The following is a 26,245-nucleotide window of genomic DNA, read 5'->3' on the forward strand; positions in this document are numbered from 1 at the left end:
ATCCATCCAGCGCCCTCACGGGCCAGCCTGCACCGTCTTCAGATCCCCGTACACCACCTGCCCACGGAACCCGCGCCGGACCTGCTGGTACAGCTCGCGGAAGGCGGCATAGTCCTGCGGCAGGCACAGCGCATCGGCCCCGCGCACGGCGCGCTGGTGCAGTCGATGTCGCGCGGTGATCACCTGCCCGTCGCGCGTCCACTCCACCTGATACTCACCGGCCGCGTTGGCGAAGTGCTGGCTGCGCGGAATCGCCACGATCGGCACGTTGGCCGGGAAGGTCAGCTGGTAGCGCTCATCGCGCAGACTGTCGTTGCAGTAGAACGGCGTGGCATTGTCCGGCGCCGATGTGCTGGCGTACAGGTCGCGGAACGATTGGCTCCCCGGTGCGTCAGGCACCCCCATCCCGCCGACCGCGCCGAAATCGACGTAGTCGCTGGCCTGGAAGTCATAGCGGAAGTTGAACGGCCGGGTCAGGTCCTGCGGGTCGCCCAGCAGTGTCAGTGCGCCACTGCCGTCGAAGCCGGACGCGGCCATCATCGATTCTTCGGCACGCGCCCGGTTCTGCGCGTTGAGCCGCGCGAAGGCGCCGCGCATGCCAATTTCGGTCACGCCGCTGGGGTGCAGCACGGTCTGGCCAGACAGATTGCCCGCCGCATCGAACCGGAACGCCGCCTCGATCCCGGTGCCGTTGCGCGAGGCATCGTTGGCCGGGGTGCGCGCCACCACGGCCTGGCGGGTATGCAGCACCGGCGCACCGAGATCGCCCTCGGGCAACTGGCCAACACGCGCATAGGGCGCGGTCGAGTCCAGGTAAAGATCGAACTCGGGGATGTAGGTGATGGCGTGGTCGAAACGGCCCAGCAGCGGAATCGCCGGCAGCGTCGGCCCGCCGCCGGCACCGATCAGCACCGGCGTGCTCTGGATGCCCCGCGCAGCCAACAACGCCTCCAGGATCACGACATGGTCTTTGCAGTCGCCGTAGTGGCTGTCGAGGATGCTCTGCGCCGGGTTGGGCTCCAGCCCGCCGTTGCCCAGGTACACCGCCACGTAGCGGATGTTCTGCGCCACCCAGCGGTACAGCACGGCAGCCTGCTCGCGGCGGTCGGTGATGCCACGGGTGAGCTCGTCGGCCAGCGCCTGGATCTGCGGCGTGACCGCGGCGGCCTCGCCACCTTTGAGCTGATAGGCCTGCGCCACCTGCGACCAGTCACGATACGTACTGGCCATGATGGTGGGGCTGTACTCCCACGCGGCGGCGGACCAGTTCTGCGCCTTCAGTGGATCCGTGCGCCGGTACGTCCATTCCCAGCGTGCCATGCCATTGCGCACACGCGGCGCCTGGCTGCCCTGCACGCCACGCTGTTCCACCTGCATGGGCAGATCGGCAGGCGCACTCAGGGTCACGCGGGCATCGTCGTACTGGGTGAACACGCTGAAGGTTTCCCACAGGCCGAAGTAGCCCGGGAAATACGGCGTGTTCTGGGTGCGCCGGGTCTGGTAGACCACGCGGGTACCGGGCGCCAGATTCGGGAAGACCACCACGCGCACCTTGCGGTCGGCGTACATCGCCGCGGCCGCGCTGGAATAGCTTTCCTGGGTATAGATGCGGTCGGCCGGCACGTCGCGGCGCTGGCCGTCCGCCGTCAACGTGTAGGCCTGCAGCACCTCCAGCGTCTCCATCTTCTCGCTGTAGCTCAGCCGCACCTGGCTGAACTGCTCGACCGCCGATTTGGTCTTGAGCAGGATGTCGTACTCTTCGGTCTGCGTATTGCCCGCATCGGGGCGCACCACGTAGTCGGCACGATAGCGTACGAAACTGAAGTTGTTGCTGGCCTGCGCTTCAGCGCCCGCGGCCGGGCCGCCCTGCCCGCCCGGGGTGGTCGGTGCAACGGGTGTCGCGGGTGTCGCGGGTGCCGGTACGGGCTGGGCATCGGCCCACGCCACTGCCGGCGCAAGCGTCATGGCGCCCAGCATCGTCCAGATCATCGGCTTCATTGCAGGTTCCTTGTGCTCGGCAACACCCGGGCAGCGCCCGGGTTCCATACAGCCAGGCCGCGCCCGGCGTTACTTGGGCGGGGGCGGCGCCAGCACGCTGCGGTCGCCATTGTGCTCGGGCGGGCTGACCACGCCAGCCGCCTCCATCGCTTCAATCAGGCGCGCAGCACGGTTGTAGCCGATCTTCAGGCGACGCTGCACGCCGGAGATGGAGGCACGGCGGGTTTCGGTGACGATGCGCAGGGCCTCGTCGTACAGCGGATCGGACTCATCGCCGCCACCGCCGCCCGCCTCGGGCAGGCCACCGGGGCCGACCACGACGCCATCGCCCATCATCTGCACTTCGTCCAGCACGCCGGTGATGTAGTCGGTCGGGCCGCTGGCCTTGAGATGTTCGACCACGCGGTGCACTTCCTCATCGGAGACGAACGCACCGTGCACGCGGTCCGGCAACGCGGTACCCGGCGGCAGGTACAGCATGTCGCCATGGCCGAGCAGCGTTTCCGCGCCGGACTGATCCAGAATGGTGCGCGAATCGATCTTCGAGCTGACCTGGAAGCCGATGCGGGTCGGGATGTTGGCCTTGATCAAGCCGGTGATCACGTCCACCGAGGGGCGCTGGGTGGCCAGGATCAGATGGATGCCGGCCGCACGCGCCTTCTGCGCCAAGCGCGCGATCAGTTCTTCCACCTTCTTGCCGACGATCATCATCATGTCGGCGAATTCGTCGATGAAGATGACGATGAAGGGCAGCGTCTCCAGCGGGCGCGGGGCCTCGCCGAGTTCCGGATTGGGCTTGAACAGCGGGTCCATCATCGGCTGCCCGGCGTCCTGGGCATCCTTGACCTTCTTGTTGAAGCCGGCCAGGTTGCGTACGCCCACCGCGCTCATCAGCTTGTAGCGCCGCTCCATTTCGGCCACGCACCAGCGCAGGCCGTTGGCGGCCTCCTTCATGTCGGTGACCACCGGCGCCAGCAGATGCGGGATGCCCTGGTAGACGCTCAGCTCGAGCATCTTCGGGTCGATCATCAGCATCCGCAGGTCTTTCGGCGAGGCCTTGTACAGCAGGCTCAACACCATCGCGTTGACCGCCACGGACTTGCCCGAGCCGGTGGTGCCGGCCACCAGCAGATGCGGCATGCGCGCCAGATCGGCCACGGTCGGGCGGCCGGCGATGTCCTTGCCCAGCGCCAGGGTCAGTACGCTGGCGGACTTGTCGTATTCCTTGGAGCGCAGCAGCTCGGAGAGATAGATCATCTCGCGGGTGACGTTGGGGATCTCCAGACCCACCACCGACTTGCCCGGAATCACATCGACCACGCGCACGGATTTGACTGACAGCCCGCGCGCGATGTCCTTGTCCAGCGAACTGATCTGGCTGACCTTGATGCCCGGGGCCGGCTCGATTTCGAAGCGGGTGATGACCGGGCCGGGATAGGCACCCACCACCTGCGCATCGATACGGAAGTCCTTGAGCTTGAACTCGATCTGGCGCGACAGCGTTTCCAGCGTGCCCTCGTCGTAGCCCTTGGGCTGCGGCTTGGGATCGTCCAGCAGTGCCAGCGGCGGCACATCCGAACCATCGCCATTGACCCCGCGGAACATGGGAATCTGGGTCTCGCGCTTGGCGCGGTCGCTCTTCTCCAGCACCGGCTCCGGGCGCGGCTCGATCTTGACCGGCTCGCGCTTGGCGCGGACCTCGGCGTCGACCTTGCGCACTTCCTGGCGCTCCTCGCGCATCGCGCGGGTCTGCTGCCACTCGGTGGCCTGCTCCTTCTTCTTGTTGAACAGCGGCGGCAGCGCCAGCACCCAGTTGCCGATCTTCTCCATCACCACGAACCAGGAGATGCCCGTGGCCAGGGTGATCGAGGCCAGCAGCAGGACCAGTACGAACAGGTTGGCGCCCAATGCGCCGAAACCGACGCTGAGCGAGCTGCCCACCAGCTTGCCGAGGATGCCGCCGGCATGGGCTACATCGGCCACGAACAGGCGCAGATGCAGGAAGCCGGTGCCGGCGATCAGGAAACCGACCAGGCCGACCAGGCGCAGCGCCGGATCCAGGTCATGCTCGCCCTTGGCTTCCCGCTTCAGGCCGAACATCGCGATCCAGGCCAGTGCGCCCAGCACGATCGGCAGCACGAAGGCCATGTAGCCGAACAGCTGCAGCAGGACATCGGCGATCCAGGCACCGGCGCGACCGCCCATGTTGTGGACCGGCGCGACCACGCTGCCGGTATGCGACCAGCCAGGGTCGGTGGCCGAGTAGGTGAACAGACTGGCGACCAGATACAGCAATGCCGGGGCGACCGCGATCAACCCCAGGTCGCGCCACAGGCGCTGCCGGCGCGGATTGTCCTCGCCGGCCGGTTTGCGCGGCGCTGCCTTGCTGTCGGACGCCTTGGCTCGTTCCGGGACCTGTTTCGCCACCTTAGACCACACCTTGGGAATGCACTGTTAGTGCTTGATAATAAACGACTGGATCCCACCCCGGTAGGTGCCGGCCGTTGGCCAGCACGGCCAGCGTCAAAACTCCGGCACCGGAATGGGCGTCGTGCCCGGCGGGTCGCCGCGTTCCACTGCGCGCCTTGAATCGCCCCGCCCCTGCCGCCACTCTATGACTTCGCTCGGACGCCGCGCAATCACCCTGCCAGTGTCCCGCCCTACCTTCTATTGCGAGCTTACATGAGCAACTCCAAGCACTCCCGCCTGTTGATCCTTGGTTCCGGCCCGGCCGGCTGGACCGCCGCCGTCTACGCCGCGCGCGCCAACCTCAAGCCCGTCGTGATCACCGGCCTGCAGCAGGGCGGCCAGCTGATGACCACCACCGAGGTGGACAACTGGCCTGGAGATGCACACGGTCTGATGGGCCCGGACCTGATGACCCGCATGCAGGCGCATGCCGAGCGCTTCGAGACCGAGGTCATCTTCGACCACATCCACACCGCTGATGTCTCCCAGCGCCCGTTCAAGCTGATCGGCGACAGCGCCGAGTACACCTGCGACGCCCTGATCATCGCCACCGGCGCCACCGCCAAGTACCTGGGCATCCCCAGCGAAGAGGCCTTCAAGGGCCGCGGCGTGTCCGCCTGCGCCACCTGCGATGGCTTCTTCTACCGTGACCAGGACGTGGTCGTGGTCGGCGGCGGCAACACCGCCGTGGAAGAGGCCCTGTACCTGTCCAACATCGCCCGCAAGGTCTACCTGGTCCACCGCCGCGACACCCTCAAGGCGGAAAAGATCATGCAGGACAAGCTGTTCGCCAAGGTCGCCGCCGGCAAGATCGAGACCGTGTGGCACCACCAGGTGGACGAAGTGCTGGGCAACGACGCCGGCGTGACCGGTGTGCGCGTCAAGTCCACGCTGGACGGCAGCACCCGTGACATCGAGGCCCATGGCTTCTTCGTGGCGATCGGCCACCACCCCAACACCAGCCTGTTCGATGGCCAGCTGACCATGAACAACGGCTACCTGGACATCCGCTCGGGCCTGGGCGGCAACGCCACCCAGACCTCGGTGGAAGGCGTGTTCGCCGCCGGCGACGTGGCCGACCAGCACTACCGTCAGGCGATCACCTCGGCCGGCTTCGGCTGCATGGCCGCACTGGATGCCGAGCGCTATCTGGATGCGAAGGGTCAGGCGAGCTGATCTGACGCCCGAATCGCGCAGCACACGAAGGCCGGTGAATCATTCACCGGCCTTTTTACTGGCCGGTACGTTCCGCCCGCCCTGCGCCCGTCCCACCTGCTCTATCCTCTGCCCATGCCCGATCCACGTTTCCTGCATCGCCTGTCCGATGTCCCCGCCGCCGCCTGGGACGCCCTGCACGACGGCCGCAACCCGTTCCTGTCGCACGCCTTCCTCGCCGGCCTTGAAGAACACGGTTGCCTGCGCCCCGAATGGGGCTGGCGGCCGCGCCACTTCACCCTGTGGGACGGGGACACCCTGGTCGCGGCGATCCCGGGTTATCTCAAGGACAACTCGCACGGCGAGTTCGTGTTCGATCACGCCTGGGCGCACGCGTACGCCCAGCACGGGCTGGACTACTTCCCCAAGTGGCTGGGCGCGGTGCCGTATTCGCCCGTGACCGGCCCGCGTCTATTTGCCGGCACAACGGAGGATCGTGGCGCGCTGCTGGCATCGCTGGCGGGCGAAGTGGCACGCCTGGGCTGGTCCTCGGCCCACATCAACTTCCACCCCGCCGAGGAAGACCCCGCCTTCAGCCCGGACTGGCTGCTGCGCGAGGACATCCAGTTCCAGTGGCACAACCCCGGTGGCTGGCAGACCTTCGACGACTTCCTCGGCGCGATGGACCACAAGCACCGCAAGAACATCCGCCAGGAACGCACCAAGCTCGCGCGCAGCGGCGTCACGTATCGCATCGTGCATGGCGATGAGGCGACCGAGGCCGATCTGCGCGCCATGCACGGCTTCTACCTGCAGACCTTCGCCGAGTACGGCAACTCTCCCGCGCTGACGCTGCCCTTCCTGCAGCATCTCGCCCGCACGATGCCGCGCGCGCTGGTGATCTTCCTGGCCGTGCTCGATGGCGGGCCGGTCGCCGGTGCGCTGTGCCTGCGTGGCGCAGACACGCTCTATGGGCGCTACTGGGGCGGCGCCACCCTGCCCGGCCTGCATTTCGAGACCTGCTACTACCAGGGCATCGCCTACTGCCTGCGCGAAGGACTGGCCCGCTTCGAGCCCGGCGCCCAAGGTGAGCACAAGCTGGCGCGCGGCTTCCTGCCGCACCGGGTGCGCAGCCGGCACTGGATCGCCGAGCCCGCCTTTGCCGAGGCACTGGTTGCGTGGTGCGCACAGGAGCGCGCCGAGGTCGCCCACTACGCACGTGTACTGGCGTCGCACAGTCCGTTCAAGGCCGACCTGGCATGACCCGCCGGCTGCCCTGGCGCCTGGACGATGCGCCGGACGCTCCCTTCCCGCCCGCGGAGACCGCGCTGCGCGATCCGGATGGCCTGCTGGCGCTCGGCGGCGACCTCTCGCCGGTGCGGCTGCTCAATGCCTATGCCGGCGGTATCTTTCCGTGGTTCTCCGAAGGCCAGCCGCTGCTGTGGTGGTCGCCGGACCCGCGCATGGTGTTCCGTACCGACGGCGTGCACCTGTCCAGCCGCTTTCGCCGCTCGCTCCGGCAGAGCACCTGGACGCTGCGGGCCGACACCTGTTTCGAGCAGGTGATCAATGCCTGTGCGGCCAGCCCGCGCCCGGGCCAGGACGGCACCTGGATCACGCGCGACATGCGCGACGCCTACGTCGACCTGCACCGGCTCGGCTTCGCGCACTCGGTGGAGGTGTTCGATGGCGATGCCCTGGTCGGCGGCATCTACGGGGTGGCGATCGGGCGGATGTTCTTTGGGGAGAGCATGTTCAGTGCGGTCTCGGGCGGCTCCAAGGTCGCCCTGGCCGGGTTGGCCCATCGGCTGGCCAGCTGGGGGTGGCCGCTGATCGATGCGCAGGTCGAAAATGACCATCTCCTGCGCATGGGCGCTGAGCACTGGCCCCGGCAGCGTTTTCTCGCACTGGTCCGTGAACAGGTCCAACAGCCAGCCGCCGCAGGCGATTGGGTGGATTTGTTCGGCACACTGGCCGCCGCCGAAATCGCCGATCCGGACCGGCCTTAACCAAAACTTTGCATCAAACGCCCGACGCGCGTAAAATGCCCGCTCTTCAGGCCAGCTCGGCCGGTTACAGAACTGCACAGGACTACATGTCGAAAGACGACTCCATCGAGTTCGAAGGCACCGTCAGCGAGACGCTGCCGAACACCACTTTCCGCGTACGACTGGAAAATGGGCATGAAATCATCGCCCACATCTCCGGCCGCATGCGCAAGAACTACATCCGCATCCTGACGGGCGACCGCGTCAAGGTCGAAATGACCCCGTACGACCTGACCAAGGGTCGCATCACCTACCGCATGAAATAAGCGGTCCGGGGGTTGTTCCCGCCAGAAGGCCAGCCAGGTGCTGGCCTTTTCGCGTGGGCGGCATTCCGCCGGCAGCGGCCTTACCCTGCCAAGCGACACCCTGACCCAGTGCACCCTGACGTCGGTCAGGATGCCTTGATGCAGATTCGCCCTGGCACGCAACGGTCCACGCTGGCGGTCGATCCAATCCGGATCATGACCCGATGGCCCCCGCCATGAAGTACCCGTCTCCCCTGCTCCTGATCACCTGTCTGGCCGCCGCGTCGGCCCAGGCCGCCGAACCCACAGCCCCCGGCGACTGCATCACGCTCTCTGCGGATCAACAGCTGGTACGCAACGGGGCTGACCGCGACGTGCTGCTGCGCAATGGCGACCAGCATTACCTGGTGCGTTTCGAACGCTCCTGCAGCAGCGCCGCGATGTCGCCGAAGCTCGCCTTTGTCACGCCCGGCCGGGAGGGCCAACTCTGCGGCGCAGGGGCCAGCAAGCTGCGCACCAATGGACAGAGCTGCGCGATCAGTGCCGTTGATCCGATCACCGCCGAGGAATTCACACGTAAGGCGCGCGCGCGCCAGTGATCGACCAAGCGCCCACGCCCGCCTAAACAAAAGCCCCCTTTCGGGGGCTTTTGCATTCATCTCGACAACACCTGCGACCCGATTACACCGTGGCCGGCAACAGACGCTCCGGCTCGGCCTCGGTCTCGACAAACAGCTGGTCGTCGCGGACGTCGATGCTGACCTTGCCACCGTTGACCAGCTTGCCGAACAGCAGCTCGTCGGCCAGCGGACGCTTGATCTTGTCCTGGATCACGCGCGCCATCGGGCGGGCACCCATCAGCGGATCGAAGCCATGGTGGGCCAGCCAGTCGCGCGCGGTCGGGGTGGCCGACAGGCTGACGTGCTTTTCCTGCAGCAGCATTTCCAGCTCGATCAGGAACTTGTCCACCACGCGCAGGATGTGCTCGAAGCCCAGCGCCTGGAACTGCACGATCGCATCCAGACGGTTGCGGAACTCCGGCGTGAAGCTCTTGCGGATGACCTCCATCGCGTCGGTGGCATGGTCCTGGCGGGTGAAGCCGATCGAACGCCGCGAGGCCTGGGCCGCGCCGGCATTGGTGGTCATCACCAGCACCACGTTCTTGAAGTTCGCCTCACGGCCATTGGTGTCGGTCAGCACACCGCGGTCCATGACCTGCAGCAGGATGTTGAAGATGTCCGGGTGGGCTTTTTCCACCTCGTCCAGCAGCAGCACGCAGTGCGGGGTCTTGACGATCTTCTCGGTCAGCAGGCCGCCCTGGTCGAAGCCGACATAGCCCGGAGGGGCACCGATCAGGCGGCTGATCGAATGCGACTCCATGTACTCGCTCATGTCGAAGCGGACCAGCTCGATGCCCAGCTGCAGCGCGAGCTGCTTGGTCACCTCGGTCTTGCCCACGCCGGTCGGGCCGGAGAACAGGAAGTTGCCGATCGGCTTTTCCGGATTGGCCAGGCCCGAGCGGGCGAGCTTGATCGCCGAGGACAGTGTCTCGATGGCCGGGTCCTGGCCGAAGATCACCATCTTCAGGTTGCGCTCCAGATGCTGGAGCACGTCCTTGTCGGTCGCGCTGACCTGCTTGGCCGGGATGCGGGCCATCTTGGCGACGATGGTCTCGATCTCCTCGATGTCGATCAGTTCCTTGCGCTCACCGTCCGGCAGCAGGCGCTGGCGGGCACCGGCTTCGTCGATCACATCGATCGCCTTGTCCGGCAGCAGGCGGTCGTTGATGTGCTTGACCGACAGATCCACCGCAGCCTGCAGCGCGTCATCGGCGTAGGTCACGCCGTGGTGCGCTTCGTACTTGGGCTTGAGGCCCTGCAGGATCTCGTAGGTTTCACCCACCGTCGGCTCGACGATGTCGATCTTCTGGAAACGGCGGGCCAGGGCCCGATCCTTCTCGAAGATGCCGCGGTATTCCTGGAAGGTGGTCGAGCCGATGCAGCGCAGCTCGCCCGAGGCCAGGGCCGGCTTGATCAGGTTGGAGGCATCCATGGTGCCGCCCGAGGCGGACCCGGCACCGATGATGGTGTGGATCTCATCGATGAACAGCACCGCATTGGGCAGCTTCTTCATCGCGGTCAGCACGCCCTTCAGGCGCTTTTCGAAGTCGCCGCGGTACTTGGTCCCGGCCACCAGCGCGCCGAGGTCCAGCGAATAGATCACCGCATCGGCGAGCACATCCGGCACCGACCCTTCCACGATGCGCTTGGCCAGGCCTTCGGCGATCGCCGTCTTGCCCACGCCCGCCTCGCCCACGTACAGCGGGTTGTTCTTGCGGCGACGGCACAGGACCTGGATGGTGCGCTCGATTTCATCGGCACGGCCGACCAGCGGGTCGATCTTGCCGTTGCGGGCCTGGTCGTTGAGGTTGCTGGCGAACTCGGCCAGGGCATCCCCCTTGCCTTCGCCCTCGGCACCCTCGGTGCGGCCCTCGCCATCGGCGGCGGGCGGCACTTCGCCCTCCTCGCCCAGCTTGGCGATGCCATGGGAGAGGTAGTTGACGATATCCAGCCGGGTGACGTCCTGCTGGTTGAGGTAGTACACGGCGTGCGAGTCCTTCTCGCCGAAGATCGCCACCAGCACGTTGGCGCCGGTGACTTCCTTCTTGCCCGAGGACTGCACGTGGTACACCGCGCGCTGCAGCACGCGCTGGAAGCCCAGCGTCGGCTGGGTATCGCGCCCATCATCTTCGGCCAGGCGCGAGACCGAGGCCTCGATGGCCTGTTCCAGTTCCTGGCGCAGGCGGTCGGCATCCGCGCCGCAGGCCTTGAGGACGGCCTGGGCGGACGGGTTGTCGAGCAGTGCCAGCAGCAGGTGTTCCACCGTCATGAATTCATGCCGGGCCTCACGGGCGCGCTTGTAGCACTGTCCGATGGTGTGTTCGAGGTCTTTACTGAACATGATTAACTCCGGCGGCAGTTAGGAACAATATGCGGCCAACCTTCACGATTTCCATCACCCTAGCGGATCAGTGCGTTCAGACGGCGTTAGCACTTGCCTGACCGCTCCGTCCATTCGACGAGCCTCCATCATGCACGATCTTCCGGCCACGAAATGGCAGCTTTGCCGTGATGGCAATGTCACGGCCAGCCAACGGTGCTGCAGCGGCCCGCGGGTGGCGCCGGGAGGGACTGGCGCGCGTGCCATCGTCGGACCGCCAGAGCAGGCTTCGTAGCAGGCACGACGCAGGGACACGCCGGCCGCTGAGGGCCGGATGTCAGTGTTGGTGGAACAGTGCGGATCGCGGGCACACGCAGTGCAGGCCCGCCAGAACGTCAGCCGCTGGCCTTTTCCATCGTGCACAACAGCGGATGCTGGTTCATGCGCGAGAACTCGTTGACCTGGGCGACCTTGGATTCGGCGACCTCGCGGGTGAATACCCCGCACACGCCGCGGCCGCGGGTGTGCACGTGAAGCATCACCTGGGTGGCCTGGTCCAGATCCATCGAGAAGAAGTGCTGCAGGACTGTCACCACGAAATCCATCGGGGTGTAGTCGTCGTTCAACAGCATCACCTGGTACATCGGCGGTGGCGCGACCTCAGGGCGTGCAGGCTCAAGCAGCACGCCATGGTCGTGATGAGTTTCGTGGGAAGTCTCGCGGGGCATCCCCACATTATAGGGCTCCAGCCCCCGGATTGGACGTTGCCCCCCGCCGCCCTTCACAATCTGCACTCTCCAACCAGACCTTCACAGGGATTTCATGAAAAGGATTGCTGCCGCACTGCTGCTGGCCGTGACTGCCACCGGCGCCCATGCGGCCGAGCCGGACAAGGCGGTCGGGCGTGCCCTGGACACGCTGAAGTACACCTACGAGGTGGACGAGGACGGCGACTACAAGATGGTCTTCGACATGGATGATGGCCGCAGCCAGCTGGCCTTCGTGCGCTCCACCGTCGAGGAGTTCGGCAAGCACAAGATCCGTGAGATCTGGTCGCCGGCCTACAATTCGCCGGGCAAGCAGTTCCCCGCTGCCGTCGCCAACCGCCTGCTGGAAGACTCGCAGGATGCCAAGATGGGTGCCTGGGTGAAGCAGGACCAGCTGGCGATGTTCGTGGTCAAGGTCGATGCCACTGCCACCCCGGAGCAACTCAGCGACGCCATCGATGCGGCCATCCGCACTGCGGACGCCATGGAGCTCGAACTGACCGAGCAGGACGAATACTGAAGTGAATGCCGTGCAGGAACCGCGCTGGACGCCCCATGTCACCGTGGCCACCGTGGTGGTGCGTGATGGGCGTCTGTTGCTGGTCGAGGAGGCGATCGACGGACGCCAGGTGCTGAACCAGCCCGCTGGGCACCTGGAGCCGGACGAATCGCTGGCGGCGGCTGCCGTGCGTGAAACGCTGGAAGAGACCGGCTGGACGGTGCGCTTGAGCGCCTTCATCGGTACCTACCAGTGGACCGCCCCGGATGGCACGCCGTTCCTGCGCTTTGCCTACGCGGCCGAACCGGTGTCGCACGATCCCGACCGGCCGCTGGACGACGGCATCCTGCGCGCGCTCTGGCTGACCCCGGCCGAGCTGAAGGCCGATCCCGACCGCCTGCGCAGCCCACTGGTCTGGCAGGTGGTCGAAGATTACCTGGCGGGCCAGCGCCACCCGCTCTCCATCGTCAAGGAGGCTGCATGAGCACCCCGCGCATCATGGTCGGTGTCTCCGGCGGCGTGGACTCCTCCGTCGCGGCCTGGCGGCTGGTCCAGCAGGGCGAGCCGGTGGCCGGGCTGTTCATGCAGAACTGGGCCGATGACGGCAGCGGCGATTGCCGCGCCGAAGATGACCGCCGCGATGCCGTGGCCGTGTGCGGCCTGCTCGGCATCCCGTTCCACTTCCGCGATTTCTCCAGCGAGTACTGGCAAGGGGTGTTCGAACACTTCCTGGCCGAGTACGCCGCCGGCCGCACGCCCAATCCGGACGTGCTGTGCAACCGCGAAGTGAAGTTCAAGCATTTCCTCGATGCCGCGCGTGAGCTCGGCGCCGAGCGCATCGCGACCGGGCATTACGCCCGCGTCGCGCAGGTCGGCGGCCGCTGGGCACTGCTGCGTGGTGCCGACCGCAGCAAGGATCAGAGCTACTTCCTGCACCAGCTGGGCCAGGAACAGCTGGCCGCCACGCTGTTCCCGATCGGCGATCTGCAGAAGAACGACCTGCGCCGGATTGCCCGGGACGCGCGCCTGCCCACCCACGCCAAGAAGGATTCCACCGGGATCTGCTTCATCGGCGAACGCGACTTCCGCGAGTTCCTCGGCCGCTATCTGCCGGCGAAAACAGGCGAGATCCGCGATCCCGATGGCGCCCTGATCGCCGAACATCCCGGCGTGTTCTATTTCACGCTCGGCCAGCGCGAGGGCCTGAACATCGGCGGCGTGCGAGGCCGGCCGGCGGCGCCGTGGTATGTGGTCGGCAAGGACGTCGCCAGCAACGTGCTGTACGTGGACCAGGACCGCGAGAGCCCGTGGCTGCAGTCCACCCGGCTGCACTCCGAGGCCGCCCACTGGATCGCCGGCGCCCCGCCCGCGCGCCGGTTCGCGTGCACTGCCCAGACCCGGTACCGCCAGCCCGATGAACCCTGCACGGTGTCTGTGCGCGATGACGGCACCCTGGAGGTGCGCTTCGCCCGGCCGCAGCGTGCCGTCACCCCCGGTCAATCGCTGGTGTTGTATGACGATGAGGTCTGCCTTGGCGGCGCCGTCATCGCCGCCACCGATGCCCCCCTGGAACAGCGCCTTCGCGCCACCCCTTCTCCTTTCGAGGTATCTGCTGCATGAGTTTTTCCGTCGACGACCGCGTTCTTGCTCTGGCCGGCATCGCCCAGGCCCTGCAGCAGGTCCGCCGCATCGCCGAAACCGGCCACTCCGAAGCCGCCGTGGTCCGCACCGCGGTGGAGAGCGTGTTCCGCATTGACGCGGCCAGCCCGCAGGAGATCTACGGCAGCGCCAGCAATGTCGCCCCGGGCCTGCGCCTGCTGCACAACTACCTGAGCAGCCAGGGCCAGGATGAGCACCTGCCTCGCCTGGCCTTGTCCGTGCTGCAGCTGGAGCGCCGGTTCGTGCGCGAGAACGAGATCGTAGCCAAGGTCAGCACCGGCATCGAGCGCGCCCAGGCCCAGGCCAGCGAGCTCGGCGACAGCGCCCACCCGGACGTGCTCGCCGCGCTGGGTGGCCTGTACGCAGACACCATCAGCAACCTCAAGCCGCGCGTGATGGTCCAGGGCAATCCGCACTACCTCGGCCAGGCCGGCGTGGTCGCCGAGATCCGCGCCCTGCTGTTGGCGGCGGTCCGCTCGGCGGTGCTGTGGCGCCAGACCGGCGGCCAGTACTGGGACTTCCTGTTCTCCCGCAAAACGATGCTCGAAGCGGTCGCGCGCCAGCTGCGCTGAGCCGCGGTGGAGGGGCCGCCGGCGGGATCGGCGGCCCAGCCTCGTGCCCCTTGGGTCGAGGGCGACGGGCGGAAAAATCATGCGGACGGCTAAAGCAAACCGGGGTACGGCCGATACAGCATCCGTGCACCTCCCCGAGAACGTCCATGTACTCACGCCTCTTCATCCGTCTGGCCGCCCCCCTGGTCCTGACCCTTCTGCTTCCCTTTGCCATCGGCTTCGAGTGGCCAGCCGCCCTGCGTTGGGCGATCCTGAGCACGATGACGCTCAGCTGGCTCGGGTTTGCCTGGTGGAGCGCCCGCGCCCAGACCCAGCGTTCGCCTGAGCAGGCCCGCATCCTGCGCGAGCAGGACCAGTTGCTGACCGAGCTGCGCTCGTTTGTCGGCAACGAAATCGAAGGCTCGCGTGGCGAGGTCGAACGTGCCCGCGATCTGATCCGACATGCGGTCGGTGGCCTGGGCAGCAGCTTCGATGCCATGAACCGCAAGTCGCGCCAGCAGAGCCAGGCCCTGGCCCGTATCGTCGACCGCGCCGGTGACGAAGGTGGTGCCGGCGTCGACGTGGCCCGTTTCGCCCAGCACGCCAGCCATCGCATGGAGCAGCTGGTCGAGGCGCTGGAGCAGGTCAGCGGCCAGAGCAGCACCACCGTGCAGCACATCGACCAGATGGCGCAGCACCTGGATGGCATTTTCGCGCTGCTGGAAGACGTCAAGTCGATTGCCGACCAGACCAACCTGCTGGCCCTGAACGCCGCCATCGAGGCCGCGCGTGCTGGTGAAGCCGGCCGCGGTTTCGCGGTGGTCGCCGACGAAGTCCGCAACCTGTCCGAGCGTTCCACCACCTTCAACGAGCAGATCCGCAAGCTGGCCCACAGCTCCAAGGACGCCATCGCCAAGGTGCGCGAGACCGTCTCGCACATGGCCTCCCGCGATATGGACCGCTCCCGCGAAGCGCGCCATGAAGCCGCGCAGATGCTGGACAACGTGGCCCAGATCAACGCATCGCTGGGTGACGGCATGCGTGAGATCTCCGAGTGCGGCCGCGCCATCGACAGCAGCGTCGCCGAAGCCGTGCGTGCCCTGCAGTTCGAGGACATCGCCACCCAGGCCCTGGGCGGCGTGCATACCCACCTGGATCGCCTGACCGCGATCAACCGCGAGGCGGTGGCCCTGCAGGAACTGCTGCATCGCAGTGGCGGCGTGTTCGACGAAGAAGTCGTGACCGCCCTGCAGCGCACCGGCACCCGCCTGCGCGACATGCGCACCGAGTGGGAGCGCCCGCCGCACAAGGCCGTCGCCCAGCAGAGCATGGCCGCCGGCGCGGTCGAGCTGTTCTGATCCAGCTTTACCGTGCCCTTCCCGGCACACCCTGCGGCCCCGGTTTACCCCGGGGCCGTTGTGCTTGCACTACCCGCCTTGGCTGCAGATGATTACCTGATGTTGAACGCGTCCCTGCTGTCGGTTGCCTCTGTTGTCCCCGCCGAGCTGGAGCCGGCGGTGCCGGGCAGTGACGCCGTCACTCTCGCAGCCGCACCTGCCGCTGCGGCTGCGCCACTGCAGGGCCGCGCCCTGATCGCCCGGCTGGAGCAACTTGCCCAGCAGGAACTGGCGCAGCTGGCCAGGCGCCCCTCGCCCGCCATTGCCGCACTGCCACCCGCGATCGATCCTGCCCTCGCCGGCCTGGCCTGGGATCTGGGCTTGAGCGGTGATGATCTGGGTGCTGCTGCGCGCTGAAGGCGCGGCATCCGCCACGTCCCCCGATCAGTCTGTATCGATGCAGTTACCGGAGCACAATTGCTCCGTCGCGGACCCGCGAAAGGCATTCAACATGGATATCCTCCCGCCTTGCCTGGCGTGAGCCTGCCGATGCGCGACTACTACCGGATCGAATGCTACACAGCCGAACGTAAACGCACGCTCGGCCATTGCTGCCTGCCCATCCTGTTGTGAGAGTCGCTGGTGGCGAGGATCGACTGCAAAGGAAGTCCTCCCGCATCTCGCCAGGGCGCTGCACCAGTCAGGCTGGCGACGCCGTTGGCAACCGCCTGATTCTCAGAGTCAGGTCAGGCGGGCAGCCCCGCACAGGGCGACGACGCCGCCCTCAAACGCTTTGCGTCACCGCTGCATAACTCTCGCGTGGCGGCGTCTGGGTACCCAGCTTCAACCACTGCGCCAGATCGCGCGGGGCCAGCGGGCGCGAGTACAGGTAGCCCTGGATCTCATCACAGCCCTGGCGGCGCAGCATCGCCTCTTCCTGCTCGGTCTCCACCCCTTCGGCCACGACCTTCATGCCCAGCGCATGGCCCAGATGCACGATCGCCTGGGTGACTTCGGCGGTGCCGGCATCGTGCAGCATGCCCTGCACGAAGCTGCGGTCGATCTTGAGGCGGCCGACCGGGAAGCGATTGAGATAGTGCAGGTTCGAGAAACCGGTGCCGAAATCGTCGACGGCCAGCGGCACGCCGTGGCGCTCGAGGACATCGAAGCAATGCCGCAGCACCTCGGTGTCACGGATCAGGGCGGACTCGGTCAGCTCCAGCTCCAGGCGCTGCGGTGGCCAGCCGTGGGCGTGGCAGATGTCGATCACGCGCTCGGCAAAGCCGCGGTCGCGCAGCTGCACGGCCGAAACGTTCACCGCCACGCGGTCGAACTGCAGGCCGGCAGCGTCCCACGCGGCGGCCTGGCGGCAGGCTTCGGCCAGCACCCAGTCGCCGATGCGGACGATCTCGCCGCACTTCTCGGCAATCGGGATGAACTCGGCCGGGCTGCAGTAGCCGATGCCCGGGCGATGCCAGCGCAGCAGCGCCTCGATCGCCGGGGGCTGGTCATTCTCGGCATGCATCAGGGGCTGGTAGGCCAGGGTGAACTCTTCGCGTTCGATCGCGCCAAGCAGCGCGTGCTCGATCTCCAGCTTGCGCTGGATCTTGGCCAGCGCGTCCTGGCTGTAATACTGGTAGGTGTTGCGCCCGGCTTCCTTGGCCGCGTACATCGCCGCATCGGCGGCGCGCAGCAGTGATTCGAAATCCTGGCGGCTGTCGTCGAGCATCGCGATGCCGACGCTGGCGCCGACCTTCAACGTGCTCTCGCCGCGGTGCAGCGGCTCGGCCAGTGAGGCGATCAGCTTGCGCGCGACGTGGCCCGCGTCTTCCGGCGCGGCCAGGTCGCGCAGCACCACGATGAACTCGTCCCCGCTGAAGCGCCCGAACAGGTCGTTGTTGCGCAGGCTCTGGTGCAGGCGCGAGGCGGCCGCCTTGAGCAGCGCATCGCCGGTGGCGTGGCCGAAGGTGTCGTTGATGGTCTTGAAGCCATCCAGATCGATGAACAGCATCGCCAGCGGGCTGCCGCGGTCGCGGGCTTCCTCGATGGCGTCTGCGGTCTGCTCGCGCAGCAGCATGCGGTTGGGCAGGCCGGTGAGCAGATCGTAATGCGCCAGAAGCTCGATGCGCTCGTTGGCTTCGCGCTCGCGGGTGATGTCACGGAACAGCACCACGAAGCGGGTCGGCAGGCCATCGCGGCGGTCCAGCTCGATCAGCACCTGCACCCAGATGCGCAGCCCGGACTGCCGGTAGAAACACAGGTCCAGCTGCTCGGGCAGCCCGCCCTCGGCGATCCGCAACAGGGCTGCCTCGAACGCGTCGCGCGAGTCCTGGGTGTACAGGCTCAGTGCCTGGTCCAGGCTGATCGCCTCCTTGCGCAGGCCGTGGATGCGATAGCACTCCTCGGTCCACTGCATGTGGCGGGTGCCCACCTCGATCTCGCAGCCGCCGATGCGACCCAGCGCGGAAACGCGGTTGAGCAGCTCGGTGCGCCAGCGGATCAGCGCATCGGTCTGGTGTTGCTCGGTGATGTTCTGGACCTGCCCGAGCAGGCGCTGGATCCGCCCGTCCGGACCGATCAACGGCTGCATCCACACGCGCAGGTGCAGCGCGCCGCCGTTGTCACGGATCAGCTCCAGCTCCAGGGTGGTGGCCGCGCCATCGCGCCACATCCGGCGCCAGGCGCCACGCAGCCGGCCGCGGGAGTGCGGCTCCAGCTGGCGCAGCCAGTGGCGGCGGCCGTGCAGCGGTGCATCACCGGTCTCCAGCAGCGCCCGGAACTCGGGCGACCACCAGAACTGGCGCGCCTCCGGATCCCACGACCAACTGCCCATGCTGGCGATCCGCTGGGCTTCGCGCAGGTGCACCTGCTGCTCGCGCAGCTGGGCTTCCATCTGCTTCTGGGCCTGGATGTCGGTGTGGGTACCGACCATCCGCAGCGGCTGGCCGTCGGCCGTGCGGGTGACCACGCGGCCGCGATCCAGCACCCAGCGCCACTCCCCGTTGGGATGGCGGGCACGGAACTGGGTGGTATAGGCATCGCTCTCGCCGCGCAGGTGGGCATCCATCGCCACGCGCACCGCGGGCTGATCGTCCGGGTGGACGTTCTCCAGCAGCGCGCTGACACCGTCGGCATGACTGTGGGAATCCTCGATGGGCTGGCCGTCCCAGCGCCGTGAGCGGCGCACACTGTCACTGGGCAGATCCCAATCCCACAGTCCGTGCCCGGCGTGATCCAGAGCCACTTCCCAGCAGCTGCCCGCATAGGCGGCGACCGGCTCGGGCACGCTCAGGGTGAAGGCCAGCAGGTGCCCATCCGGATCGTGCACCGCGCGCATCCAGCCATCGAAGCGACCACCGGGCCCGCCGGGAAGCTGGCAGGGCACCAGCCCACCGTCGGCGGCGAGCAGGCGCAGGTCTTCCAGCACCTCCCCGTAGGCGGCGACCGTTGCCGGCAGGCCATGCTCGCGCGCGGCCGGGTTGGCGGCGATCGGGCGACCGGCACGGTCGAGGATCACCAGCGCCGAGGCCAATGGGTGCTGCAGCAGACTCGCGATAATCCCTTGGTCCACGCCCTGTAACTCCGATAACGCACCCGACAACCGGGGAACGCAATCGTTAACGGCGGAGATTGCGGTTTATTGAGTTCCCTGGTGCCCTGCATCCTCGCCCGGGGCAGGTAAGATGACACTCGCCTTGTCCGATTGGCCCCGCCCTGCCCCATGTCGACCCGCCTGCCAGGCCCTTCCGAACCCGCTGCCGAGACCCCGCTGGCACGCGATCTGCGCCGCGACCGCTGGCGTGTGGTCGTGGCCTACCTGGTGCTGGCCCTGGTGTGGATCCTGAGCAGCGACGCGGCGGTCAAGCTGGTGGCCGGGGATCTGCAGACGGCCGCGCAGTGGCAGACCATCAAGGGCACATTCTTCGTGGTCGCCAGCGCGGCCCTGATCTATCTGCTGCTGCGCCCGCTGGCCCAGCACGTGCTGCACACCCACGCGCGGCTGGAGAGTTCGGAAACGCGCCACCGGCAGATGTTCGAAGGCAATCCCGGGCCGATCCTGGTCTACGACCTGGCGTCGCTGGCGATCCTGGACGTCAACCCGGCCGCGGCCAGCTTCTTCGGCTTCAGCCGCGAGGCCTTCACCGCGATGCCGATCACCGCGCTGTGGCCGCCCGGGCACGAGGCCATGCTCGAGGCCAAGCTGGACCACATCCGCGCCAATCCCGAGCAACTGTGCGTGATCACCGCCGACCTGCGCCTGAGTGACGGCAGCACCCGGCGGATGGAGATGCGCAGCAATTTCATCGATTACGGCGGCCGTCGCGCGCGTCTGTTGATCGCGATCGACCGCACCCGCGAAGACCAGGCGTTGTTGCGCCGCGACCAGGCGCTGGCCCGGGTGGAAGAAGCGCACGAGATGGCGCGCATCGGCGCATGGGAGATCGACCCGGCCACTGGCCTGGGCCGGTACGCCAATCAGGTGTATCGCCTGCTCGGGCGGCGCGCGCCCGACGCCCGGCGCTGGCACCGGTTCGATGAGCTGCTGGTGCCGGCCGATCCGGCCACGGCGGCGCTCAGCGAACAACTGTTGCAGGAGATGAGCTCCGGCGAGCCCGTGCAGATCGATGTACTACTGCCGTTGCTGGCGATGGACGGGCGCGCCCTGATGGTGCACCTGCGCGCCGAGAGCGGCCAGGACGACGCCGGCCGCCCGCGCGTGCTGGGCACCTTGCAGGATGTCACCGAGCGCGAGCAGTCGCGGCGCCTGCTGCGTGAGCGCGAAGAACAATTCCGCGAGCTGGTGCGGGTACTGCCTGATGGCGTGGTGATCCTGTCCGAGGAGCACGTGCTGTACGCCAATGCCTGCGCGGCCACCCAATTCGGCTACGGCCACCACACCCTGCTCGGCGAACCGCTGGCCGCCCTCGTCACCGACGACGACCTGCCCCGCGTGCGGGCGCAGTTGTTCGCCCAGTTGCCCCTGCAGAGCGCCGGGGCTGGCGAAGTGATCGGCATGCGCCGCTTCAACGGCCAGGCCTTCCAGGCCGGCCTGGCGGTCGGCGATGTGCGCTACGGCGGGCGCAACTGCAAGCTGCTGATCGTGCGCGACCTCAGCGAGCCCGAGCGCATCCGCGAGGCGCTGGAAACCAGCAACCGTGAGTTGCAGGCGATGGCCGGGCGACTGTTCTCGCTGCAGGAGGACGAGCGCCGGGCGATCTCGCGCGATCTGCACGACGACATCGGCCAGGCGATCACCGCGATGAAACTGTCTGCCTACGCCGCCCAGGACGAGCAGGACGCCGCCCGCCGCGATGAAGACCTCGCCCAGATCATCCAGCTGGCCGATGCGACCGTCGGCAAGCTGCGCGACATTTCCACCCTGCTGCGCCCACCGCAGCTGGATGCGCTGGGGCTGGAAGCGGCACTGCGCTGGCAGGCCGGCGTGCTGTTCCGCTCGGCGGCGATCGAACTGCTGCCGGACATCCAGTCCCTGCCCCGACGCCCGGCCGGCGACATCGAGCAGGCGTGCTTCCGCATCGCACAGGAAAGCCTCACCAACGTGCTGCGCCACGCCCGCGCCAGCCAGGTCAACCTGCACCTGCGCGATGTGGACGACCACGGGCTGCACCTGCAGGTCCGCGATGATGGCGAAGGCTTCGACCCGGATGGCCCGCGCGGCCTGGGCCTGATCGTGATGCGCGAGCGCGCGCAGAGCGTGGGTGGCACATTACGCATCGAATCGGCGCACGGCGCCGGTACCCTGATCGACCTTTACCTGCCGTACCGCGCCGCCGGCGCGACGGCTCACGACGCTCTGGAACACTGACCCATGTGGAACCCTTCCCTGCCCCTGGTCAGCATCGAGGATGCACCGCCCCGCCTGGGCGCGGGCAACCCCGAGCTGCAGGCCATGGTGACCGAGGCTGCCTCCGGCGGCACGCCGCTGATGCTGATGCACGTGGATATCGACCACTTCGCTTCGGTCAACGAGAACATGAGTGCGGAGGTGGGCGATCAGGCCCTGGTGCTGGTCGCACAACGCCTGCAGCACCACCTGCGCGGGCGCGGCAAGCTGTGGCGCCACGGCAGCGATGAATTCCTGCTGGCCGTGCCGCGCACTGCGGACATGCCGCTGCCCGAGGACCTGGCCGAGGAAATCCGCCAGCAGCTGGAGCTGCCGCTGTCGGTGCTGCCCTACACGCTGTTCATGACCGGCAAGCTGGGCGTGAGCCTGTGCCCGGAGCACGGCACCGGCGTGTCGCGCCTGCTCGACCACGCCGAAGATGCGCTGCACCAGGCCGCCCGCGAAGGCGGCAATGCGGTGCGCATCCACGCGGTGGATACGCCGTCCAGCGCACATAGCGAGAGCATCATCGCGCGCCAGATTGTCGACGCCATCCCCAATGGCGAGCTCAAACTGCGTTACCAGCCGCTGGTCAGCGCCCGCGACGGCCACGTGGTCGGCATGGAAGCACTGCTGCGCTGGCAATCGCCCACGCTGGGCATGCTGGTGCCGGAGCGCTTCATGCGCACCGCCGAGCGCCTGGGCATCATCGTGCAGATCGGCACCTGGGTGCTGGAAGGCGCGCTCAAACAGGCCAAGCTGTGGCGCGACCAGGGCTTCGATGACTTCACCATCGCAGTGAACGTATCCACCCTGCAGTTGCTGCGCCCGAACTTCTTCGCCGAGGTCATGTCGCTGATGCAGGCCGCTGGCGTCCCGGCGCAGATGCTGACGCTGGAGATCAACGAAAGCGCGCTGACCAACAACGTCAACTTCGTGCACGAAACCCTGGTCAACCTGCGCAACGAAGGCATCAGCCTGAGCCTGGACAACTTCGGCACCGGTGATTCCAGCCTCAGCGCGCTGGTCCGGTATCCGGTGGACAAGCTCAAGATCGACCGCAGCTTCATCAAGAGCGCGCCGGCCGGCAACCGCGAAGCCGCGATTGCCCGCGCGATCATCGCCATGGGCCACCAGCTGGGCATGACCGTGATCGCCAACGGCGTGGAATCCCAGGCCCAGCTCGGCTTCCTGCGCCGCAACGACTGCGATGTGTTCCAGGGCTATCTGTTCGGCGAGCCGATGTCGGCCGATGCCGCCGGCATGACCCTGCGCCGCCGTTACCTGCGTCCGGAGGCCTTCGCAGAAACCCGTCCGGACCGCACGCTGCTGCTGCTGGATGACGAAGAAAACGTGCTGCGCTCGCTGGTGCGCCTGTTCCGTCGCGACGGTTACCGCATTCTCGCTGCCGGCAACGTGCGCGATGCCTTTGATCTGCTGGCCATCAACGACGTGCAGGTGATCCTGTCCGATCAGCGCATGAGCGACATGAGCGGCACCGAGTTCCTGGGCCGGGTGAAGATGCTCTACCCGGATACGATCCGCCTGGTGCTGTCCGGTTACACCGACCTCAATACCGTGACCGACGCGATCAACCGTGGCGCCATCTACCGGTTCCTGACCAAGCCGTGGAACGATGATGAGCTGCGCAAGCACATCCACCAGGCATTCCGCACCCACGAGGAGCAGCGCCGGGCGAACACGGCACCGGCGCCAGCGCTGCCGGCGGTCGACGCGGATTGAGGCGGATTGACGCGGATTGAGTCGGAGTGAGGCGGATTGAGGCGGATTGAGACGGATTGAGGCGGATTGAGGCGGCAGCCGACCAACGGTCGGCTCTACGTTGCACGCGCCGGAGATCCTGGTAGAGCCGACCGTTGGTCGGCTGCTCTTGCCCAACCGAACGCGATGCCTGAAAGCCCGCGCAATGCGGGCCAGCGGCCGGCGCGACGGTTGTCGGATCAGCGCGGCTGTTTGATCGGCAGCACCAGCCGGAACTTGGAGCCCATCCCCGGCGTGCTCTCCAGATCGATGCGTCCATGGTGCTTGTTGATGATGCTGTAGGAGATCGACAGCCCCAACCCGGTGCCGCTGCCGACCGGCTTGGTGGTGAAAAACGGATCGAAGATGCGCTGGCGCAGGTCCGGCGAGATGCCGCCGCCGGTGTCTTCGAATTCCACCCAGACCGTGTCGCCCTCGACCCCGGTGCGCACATGGATCGTGCCGCGGTCGGCAATGGCGTGGCCGGCGTTGAGCAGCAGGTTCATGTACACCTGGTTCAACTCCGACGGCAGGCACTCCACCAGCGGCAGCTGGCCGAACTCGCGGTGCAGGGTCACCTTGTACTTGAGCTCGTTCCAGATGATGTTGATCGTGGATTCCAGGCCCGCATGCAGGTCCACCAGCTTCCACGACTCATCCCGGCCGGAATACGAGAAGTCCTTCAGATCGCGCACGATCCGGGTCACCCGCTCGATGCCCTCGCGTGATTCGGCCATCAGCTGCGGAAGATCGCGGCTGATGAAATCGATGTCGAAGCGTTGGCGGATGTCATCGATTTCCGGGATCAGCGCCTTCGGGTCCGGCGCACGCAGGGCCCGCTCGTAGGCTTCGATCACGGTGAACAGGCTGCGCAGGTATTCCTGCAGGCTGCCGAGGTTGGAGTGCACATAACCGATCGGGTTGTTGATCTCGTGCGCCACACCGGCGGCGAGCTGGCCGATCGAGGCCATCTTCTCCGACTGCAGCAGCTTTTCCTGGGTGCCGTTGAGGCGCAGGTAGGCCTGGCGCAGTTCGGCATGGCGCTGCTGCAGCTCGCGCTCGTAATCCTCCTGGCCTTCGATGCGGCGGAACAGGGCCAGATAGTGCCGCTGGCCGCCATCGTCATGATGGTAGACGTGGGCGATGACCATGCGCTCGTCGACCGGCAGGCTCCCGTTCCAGTGGCCGTTGAGGCGCGCCTGTTCCAGCGCATCCGGTGGCAGCAGCTGGCGCAGCCATTGCGCCGGGGTGAGGGCGGCATCGCGCTCGGCCTGGCCGAGGATCTCGCTGACGGCGGCATTGGCCAGCGCCACGCTGCCATCCTCGCGGAACAGCAGCACGCCCTCCTTGATCCGTTCAAACAGGGCAAGCAGGACCGGATGCGGGGGCAACGGGGCGGTGACAAGGGCGGAAGTTACGGTCACGGTCACATCGAGGCGGCTGGAAACAGGCGCTCAATATACGCGGTGACGTTCACATCGGCAGCCGGGGGCCGCCAGACGGGGAGATCAGGCGACCGCGAGGGGCCGCCGGGTATGCAGGATGTGCGACTGGCCCTTGGCGTCATACGCCGAGGATTCTTCACTGCGGCCGAGCTGGCGCAGGGCCCAGTTGACCTCGCGGCGGCGGCGCGACAGCAGCACACCGTTGGCGTGGTTGCGCTCGGCCAGTTCCTGCACGCGTTCGGCCTGGCCGACCGGCAGCGCGGCCTCGAGCGCCCGAAGCGCTTCCAGTTTGGCGCCGGTCGCACGGATCAGCGCGTGCACGTCATGCTCGACCAATGCCTGGCGTTCGACGTCCAGGGCATCGCTGAGGCGTTGCAGCGGCTCGCTCATCGCCAGCTTCATCCCTGCAGCTGCTGGTCCAGCTCAAGCATGCGCGAAGCGATCGCGTCAGGATTGATCTTGTAGCTGCCGTTCTGCAGCGCATCGCGCACCGCCTGCACACGCCCGGCATCGATCGCCGGCGCCGTGGACAATTCACGCTGCAGGGTCTGCAGGCTGGTGGCTTCGCCGGTCAGGCGCAGGCTGTCAGCGGCTTCCACCGGCCGGGCCGGGGCATCGGTGCTGACGCTCGGCTTGTTACCCGGAGCGACGCTGCGCAGATGGGCGGTGGCCGGGAGGTTGCCGTCGATTTTCTGGCTCATGGAGTTGTCCTGGGAATGCGGTTCACAAGGGATAACGGCCGGGCGGACGCCATCTTTAGGGGAATATTGCAGGTTTTGCCGGAAAAGTGGCGCGTATTCACAATCGTGTTCAGCGCGTCACTAAAACGTCACCGCTGGCCGCGACGGTGCCCTGCACGATCTTGCGGGACGACAGGTTCTCGACCGAGACCCGCTCGTTTTCGCCGGCATCGGCCATGGCGCGTCCGGCCACCCGGACCTCCACCCCGCCCCGCCGCGACACCAGCGCGACGCTGTCGCCCCGCCGCACCAGCCGCTGCGCGACCAGGTCATTGGCCGACAGCAGGCTGCCCGCACTGAGGGTCCTGCGTGCCACGCGACCGACCGCCGCGGCCGGATCGGCCAACGCGGCGCCGGCGATCCGGGCCGCATCACGCTGGCCAGTGGTGATATCGGCGGCCGCCAGGGTTTCTCCAGCGGCCACGCCACGGTTGAGGATGAGCACCGTCTGGTTGCGACGCACTTTTACGGGTACGAACAGGCGCCAGCCGCCCGCATCGGGGCAGCTGACCTCCACGGTGCTGCTGCCGGTTGGCTGGGCCGCCAGCGGCTGGCCGCAGGCCGGCAGGCGCAGTGCCGAATCCAGCGTGGTGTCACCTTCGCTGCCGGCCGGGAGGGTGCCCAGCGCCGCCTGGCGGATGCTGTCCACGGGTTGCCAGCCGCCGGCGGCCCAGGCGGGCGCCACCAGCACCAGCGCGGCAAGGACAAGAGAACGCATGGGCACTCCAGGGGCAAGGAACATGGGCAGCACGATGCAAGCGCCGTGCCGAAGCCTGGCGCACGCCG

At 67.3% G+C, this 26,245-nt stretch carries 22 protein-coding genes; 13 read left to right on the plus strand and 9 right to left on the minus strand.

Going from position 1 to position 26,245, the window contains the following annotated elements:
* Nucleotides 1-15: 15 nt before the first annotated feature.
* Nucleotides 16-1,989, minus strand: coding sequence for a DUF3857 domain-containing protein (locus ABE571_RS01090; protein ID WP_346493118.1), 1,974 nt, complete (start codon nucleotides 1,987-1,989; stop codon nucleotides 16-18).
* A 78-nt stretch (nucleotides 1,990-2,067) separates the two neighbouring features.
* Nucleotides 2,068-4,425: a DNA translocase FtsK gene (locus ABE571_RS01095; protein WP_121036781.1), complete on the minus strand. Its 2,358-nt coding sequence runs from the start codon at nucleotides 4,423-4,425 to the stop codon at nucleotides 2,068-2,070.
* Nucleotides 4,426-4,680: 255 nt separating this feature from the next.
* On the opposite strand from ABE571_RS01095, the gene trxB reads away from it, so the two are divergent.
* The 5 genes from trxB to ABE571_RS01120 all read left to right on the plus strand — a co-directional run bounded on the left by trxB (nucleotide 4,681) and on the right by ABE571_RS01120 (nucleotide 8,514).
* Entirely contained in the window at nucleotides 4,681-5,643 is a 963-nt protein-coding gene (trxB, locus tag ABE571_RS01100) for a thioredoxin-disulfide reductase (RefSeq protein ID WP_102788476.1), read from the plus strand.
* A gap of 114 nt (nucleotides 5,644-5,757) precedes the next feature.
* On the plus strand, nucleotides 5,758-6,885 hold the full coding sequence (locus tag ABE571_RS01105; protein WP_346493037.1) for a GNAT family N-acetyltransferase: 1,128 nt from the start codon (nucleotides 5,758-5,760) through the stop codon (nucleotides 6,883-6,885).
* Nucleotides 6,882-7,631: a leucyl/phenylalanyl-tRNA--protein transferase gene (gene aat, locus ABE571_RS01110; RefSeq protein ID WP_313218291.1), complete on the plus strand. Its 750-nt coding sequence runs from the start codon at nucleotides 6,882-6,884 to the stop codon at nucleotides 7,629-7,631. The genes ABE571_RS01105 and aat overlap by 4 nt, the downstream gene beginning before the upstream one ends.
* Before the next feature lie 86 nt (nucleotides 7,632-7,717).
* Nucleotides 7,718-7,936, plus strand: a complete 219-nt coding sequence (gene infA / locus ABE571_RS01115; RefSeq protein ID WP_005409596.1) for a translation initiation factor IF-1 — start codon at nucleotides 7,718-7,720, stop codon at nucleotides 7,934-7,936.
* 203 nt (nucleotides 7,937-8,139) lie between these two features.
* Nucleotides 8,140-8,514 (plus strand): hypothetical protein, encoded by a 375-nt coding sequence (locus ABE571_RS01120; RefSeq protein WP_346493038.1) that lies wholly within the window; start codon nucleotides 8,140-8,142, stop codon nucleotides 8,512-8,514.
* A gap of 82 nt (nucleotides 8,515-8,596) precedes the next feature.
* On the opposite strand, the gene clpA is transcribed toward ABE571_RS01120, so the two are convergent.
* Nucleotides 8,597-10,876: an ATP-dependent Clp protease ATP-binding subunit ClpA gene (gene clpA / locus ABE571_RS01125; RefSeq protein WP_313212303.1), complete on the minus strand. Its 2,280-nt coding sequence runs from the start codon at nucleotides 10,874-10,876 to the stop codon at nucleotides 8,597-8,599.
* A 374-nt stretch (nucleotides 10,877-11,250) separates the two neighbouring features.
* Nucleotides 11,251-11,583 (minus strand): ATP-dependent Clp protease adapter ClpS, encoded by a 333-nt coding sequence (clpS, locus tag ABE571_RS01130; RefSeq protein ID WP_121036775.1) that lies wholly within the window; start codon nucleotides 11,581-11,583, stop codon nucleotides 11,251-11,253.
* Between the two features lie 94 nt (nucleotides 11,584-11,677).
* On the opposite strand from clpS, the gene ABE571_RS01135 reads away from it, so the two are divergent.
* From ABE571_RS01135 to ABE571_RS01160, 6 genes are all read left to right on the plus strand, one after another.
* On the plus strand, nucleotides 11,678-12,142 hold the full coding sequence (locus ABE571_RS01135; RefSeq protein WP_313212302.1) for a YbjN domain-containing protein: 465 nt from the start codon (nucleotides 11,678-11,680) through the stop codon (nucleotides 12,140-12,142).
* A 1-nt stretch (nucleotide 12,143) separates the two neighbouring features.
* On the plus strand, nucleotides 12,144-12,605 hold the full coding sequence (locus tag ABE571_RS01140) for an NUDIX hydrolase (RefSeq protein WP_313212301.1): 462 nt from the start codon (nucleotides 12,144-12,146) through the stop codon (nucleotides 12,603-12,605).
* Nucleotides 12,602-13,741: a tRNA 2-thiouridine(34) synthase MnmA gene (gene mnmA, locus ABE571_RS01145; RefSeq protein ID WP_313218289.1), complete on the plus strand. Its 1,140-nt coding sequence runs from the start codon at nucleotides 12,602-12,604 to the stop codon at nucleotides 13,739-13,741. The genes ABE571_RS01140 and mnmA overlap by 4 nt, the downstream gene beginning before the upstream one ends.
* On the plus strand, nucleotides 13,738-14,352 hold the full coding sequence (hflD, locus tag ABE571_RS01150) for a high frequency lysogenization protein HflD (RefSeq protein ID WP_152150794.1): 615 nt from the start codon (nucleotides 13,738-13,740) through the stop codon (nucleotides 14,350-14,352). The genes mnmA and hflD overlap by 4 nt, the downstream gene beginning before the upstream one ends.
* A gap of 146 nt (nucleotides 14,353-14,498) precedes the next feature.
* Nucleotides 14,499-15,689 carry a methyl-accepting chemotaxis protein gene (locus ABE571_RS01155; RefSeq protein ID WP_121036770.1) on the plus strand — a complete coding sequence of 397 codons (1,191 nt, stop codon included), beginning with the start codon at nucleotides 14,499-14,501 and terminating at the stop codon, nucleotides 15,687-15,689.
* A 99-nt stretch (nucleotides 15,690-15,788) separates the two neighbouring features.
* Complete coding sequence (locus ABE571_RS01160; RefSeq protein ID WP_313218288.1) at nucleotides 15,789-16,085, plus strand: hypothetical protein; 297 nt, start codon at nucleotides 15,789-15,791, stop codon at nucleotides 16,083-16,085.
* A gap of 367 nt (nucleotides 16,086-16,452) precedes the next feature.
* On the opposite strand, the gene ABE571_RS01165 is transcribed toward ABE571_RS01160, so the two are convergent.
* The gene (locus ABE571_RS01165) at nucleotides 16,453-19,239 is read right to left on the minus strand and encodes an EAL domain-containing protein (protein ID WP_346493039.1); all 2,787 of its coding nucleotides are present in this window, start codon (nucleotides 19,237-19,239) and stop codon (nucleotides 16,453-16,455) included.
* Between the two features lie 150 nt (nucleotides 19,240-19,389).
* Between ABE571_RS01165 and ABE571_RS01170 the strand changes: the two genes are divergently transcribed.
* The gene (locus tag ABE571_RS01170) at nucleotides 19,390-21,495 is read left to right on the plus strand and encodes a PAS domain S-box protein (RefSeq protein WP_346462275.1); all 2,106 of its coding nucleotides are present in this window, start codon (nucleotides 19,390-19,392) and stop codon (nucleotides 21,493-21,495) included.
* Between the two features lie 3 nt (nucleotides 21,496-21,498).
* Nucleotides 21,499-23,256: an EAL domain-containing protein gene (locus tag ABE571_RS01175; RefSeq protein WP_346493040.1), complete on the plus strand. Its 1,758-nt coding sequence runs from the start codon at nucleotides 21,499-21,501 to the stop codon at nucleotides 23,254-23,256.
* A 218-nt stretch (nucleotides 23,257-23,474) separates the two neighbouring features.
* Here ABE571_RS01175 and ABE571_RS01180 read toward each other — a convergent pair whose 3' ends face one another.
* The 4 genes from ABE571_RS01180 to flgA form a co-directional block, all read right to left on the minus strand.
* Nucleotides 23,475-24,698, minus strand: a complete 1,224-nt coding sequence (locus ABE571_RS01180; protein WP_346493041.1) for an ATP-binding protein — start codon at nucleotides 24,696-24,698, stop codon at nucleotides 23,475-23,477.
* Nucleotides 24,699-24,782: 84 nt separating this feature from the next.
* The gene (locus ABE571_RS01185; protein ID WP_026070037.1) at nucleotides 24,783-25,115 is read right to left on the minus strand and encodes a hypothetical protein; all 333 of its coding nucleotides are present in this window, start codon (nucleotides 25,113-25,115) and stop codon (nucleotides 24,783-24,785) included.
* 2 nt (nucleotides 25,116-25,117) lie between these two features.
* A complete protein-coding gene (gene flgM, locus ABE571_RS01190; RefSeq protein ID WP_313212294.1) occupies nucleotides 25,118-25,420 on the minus strand; it encodes a flagellar biosynthesis anti-sigma factor FlgM in 303 nt (100 codons plus the stop codon).
* 109 nt (nucleotides 25,421-25,529) lie between these two features.
* Complete coding sequence (gene flgA, locus ABE571_RS01195; protein ID WP_313218283.1) at nucleotides 25,530-26,177, minus strand: flagellar basal body P-ring formation chaperone FlgA; 648 nt, start codon at nucleotides 26,175-26,177, stop codon at nucleotides 25,530-25,532.
* Between the last annotated feature and the right edge of the window lie 68 nt (nucleotides 26,178-26,245).

Source organism: Stenotrophomonas sp. TWI273, assembly GCF_039674765.1.
GTDB lineage: Bacteria > Pseudomonadota > Gammaproteobacteria > Xanthomonadales > Xanthomonadaceae > Stenotrophomonas.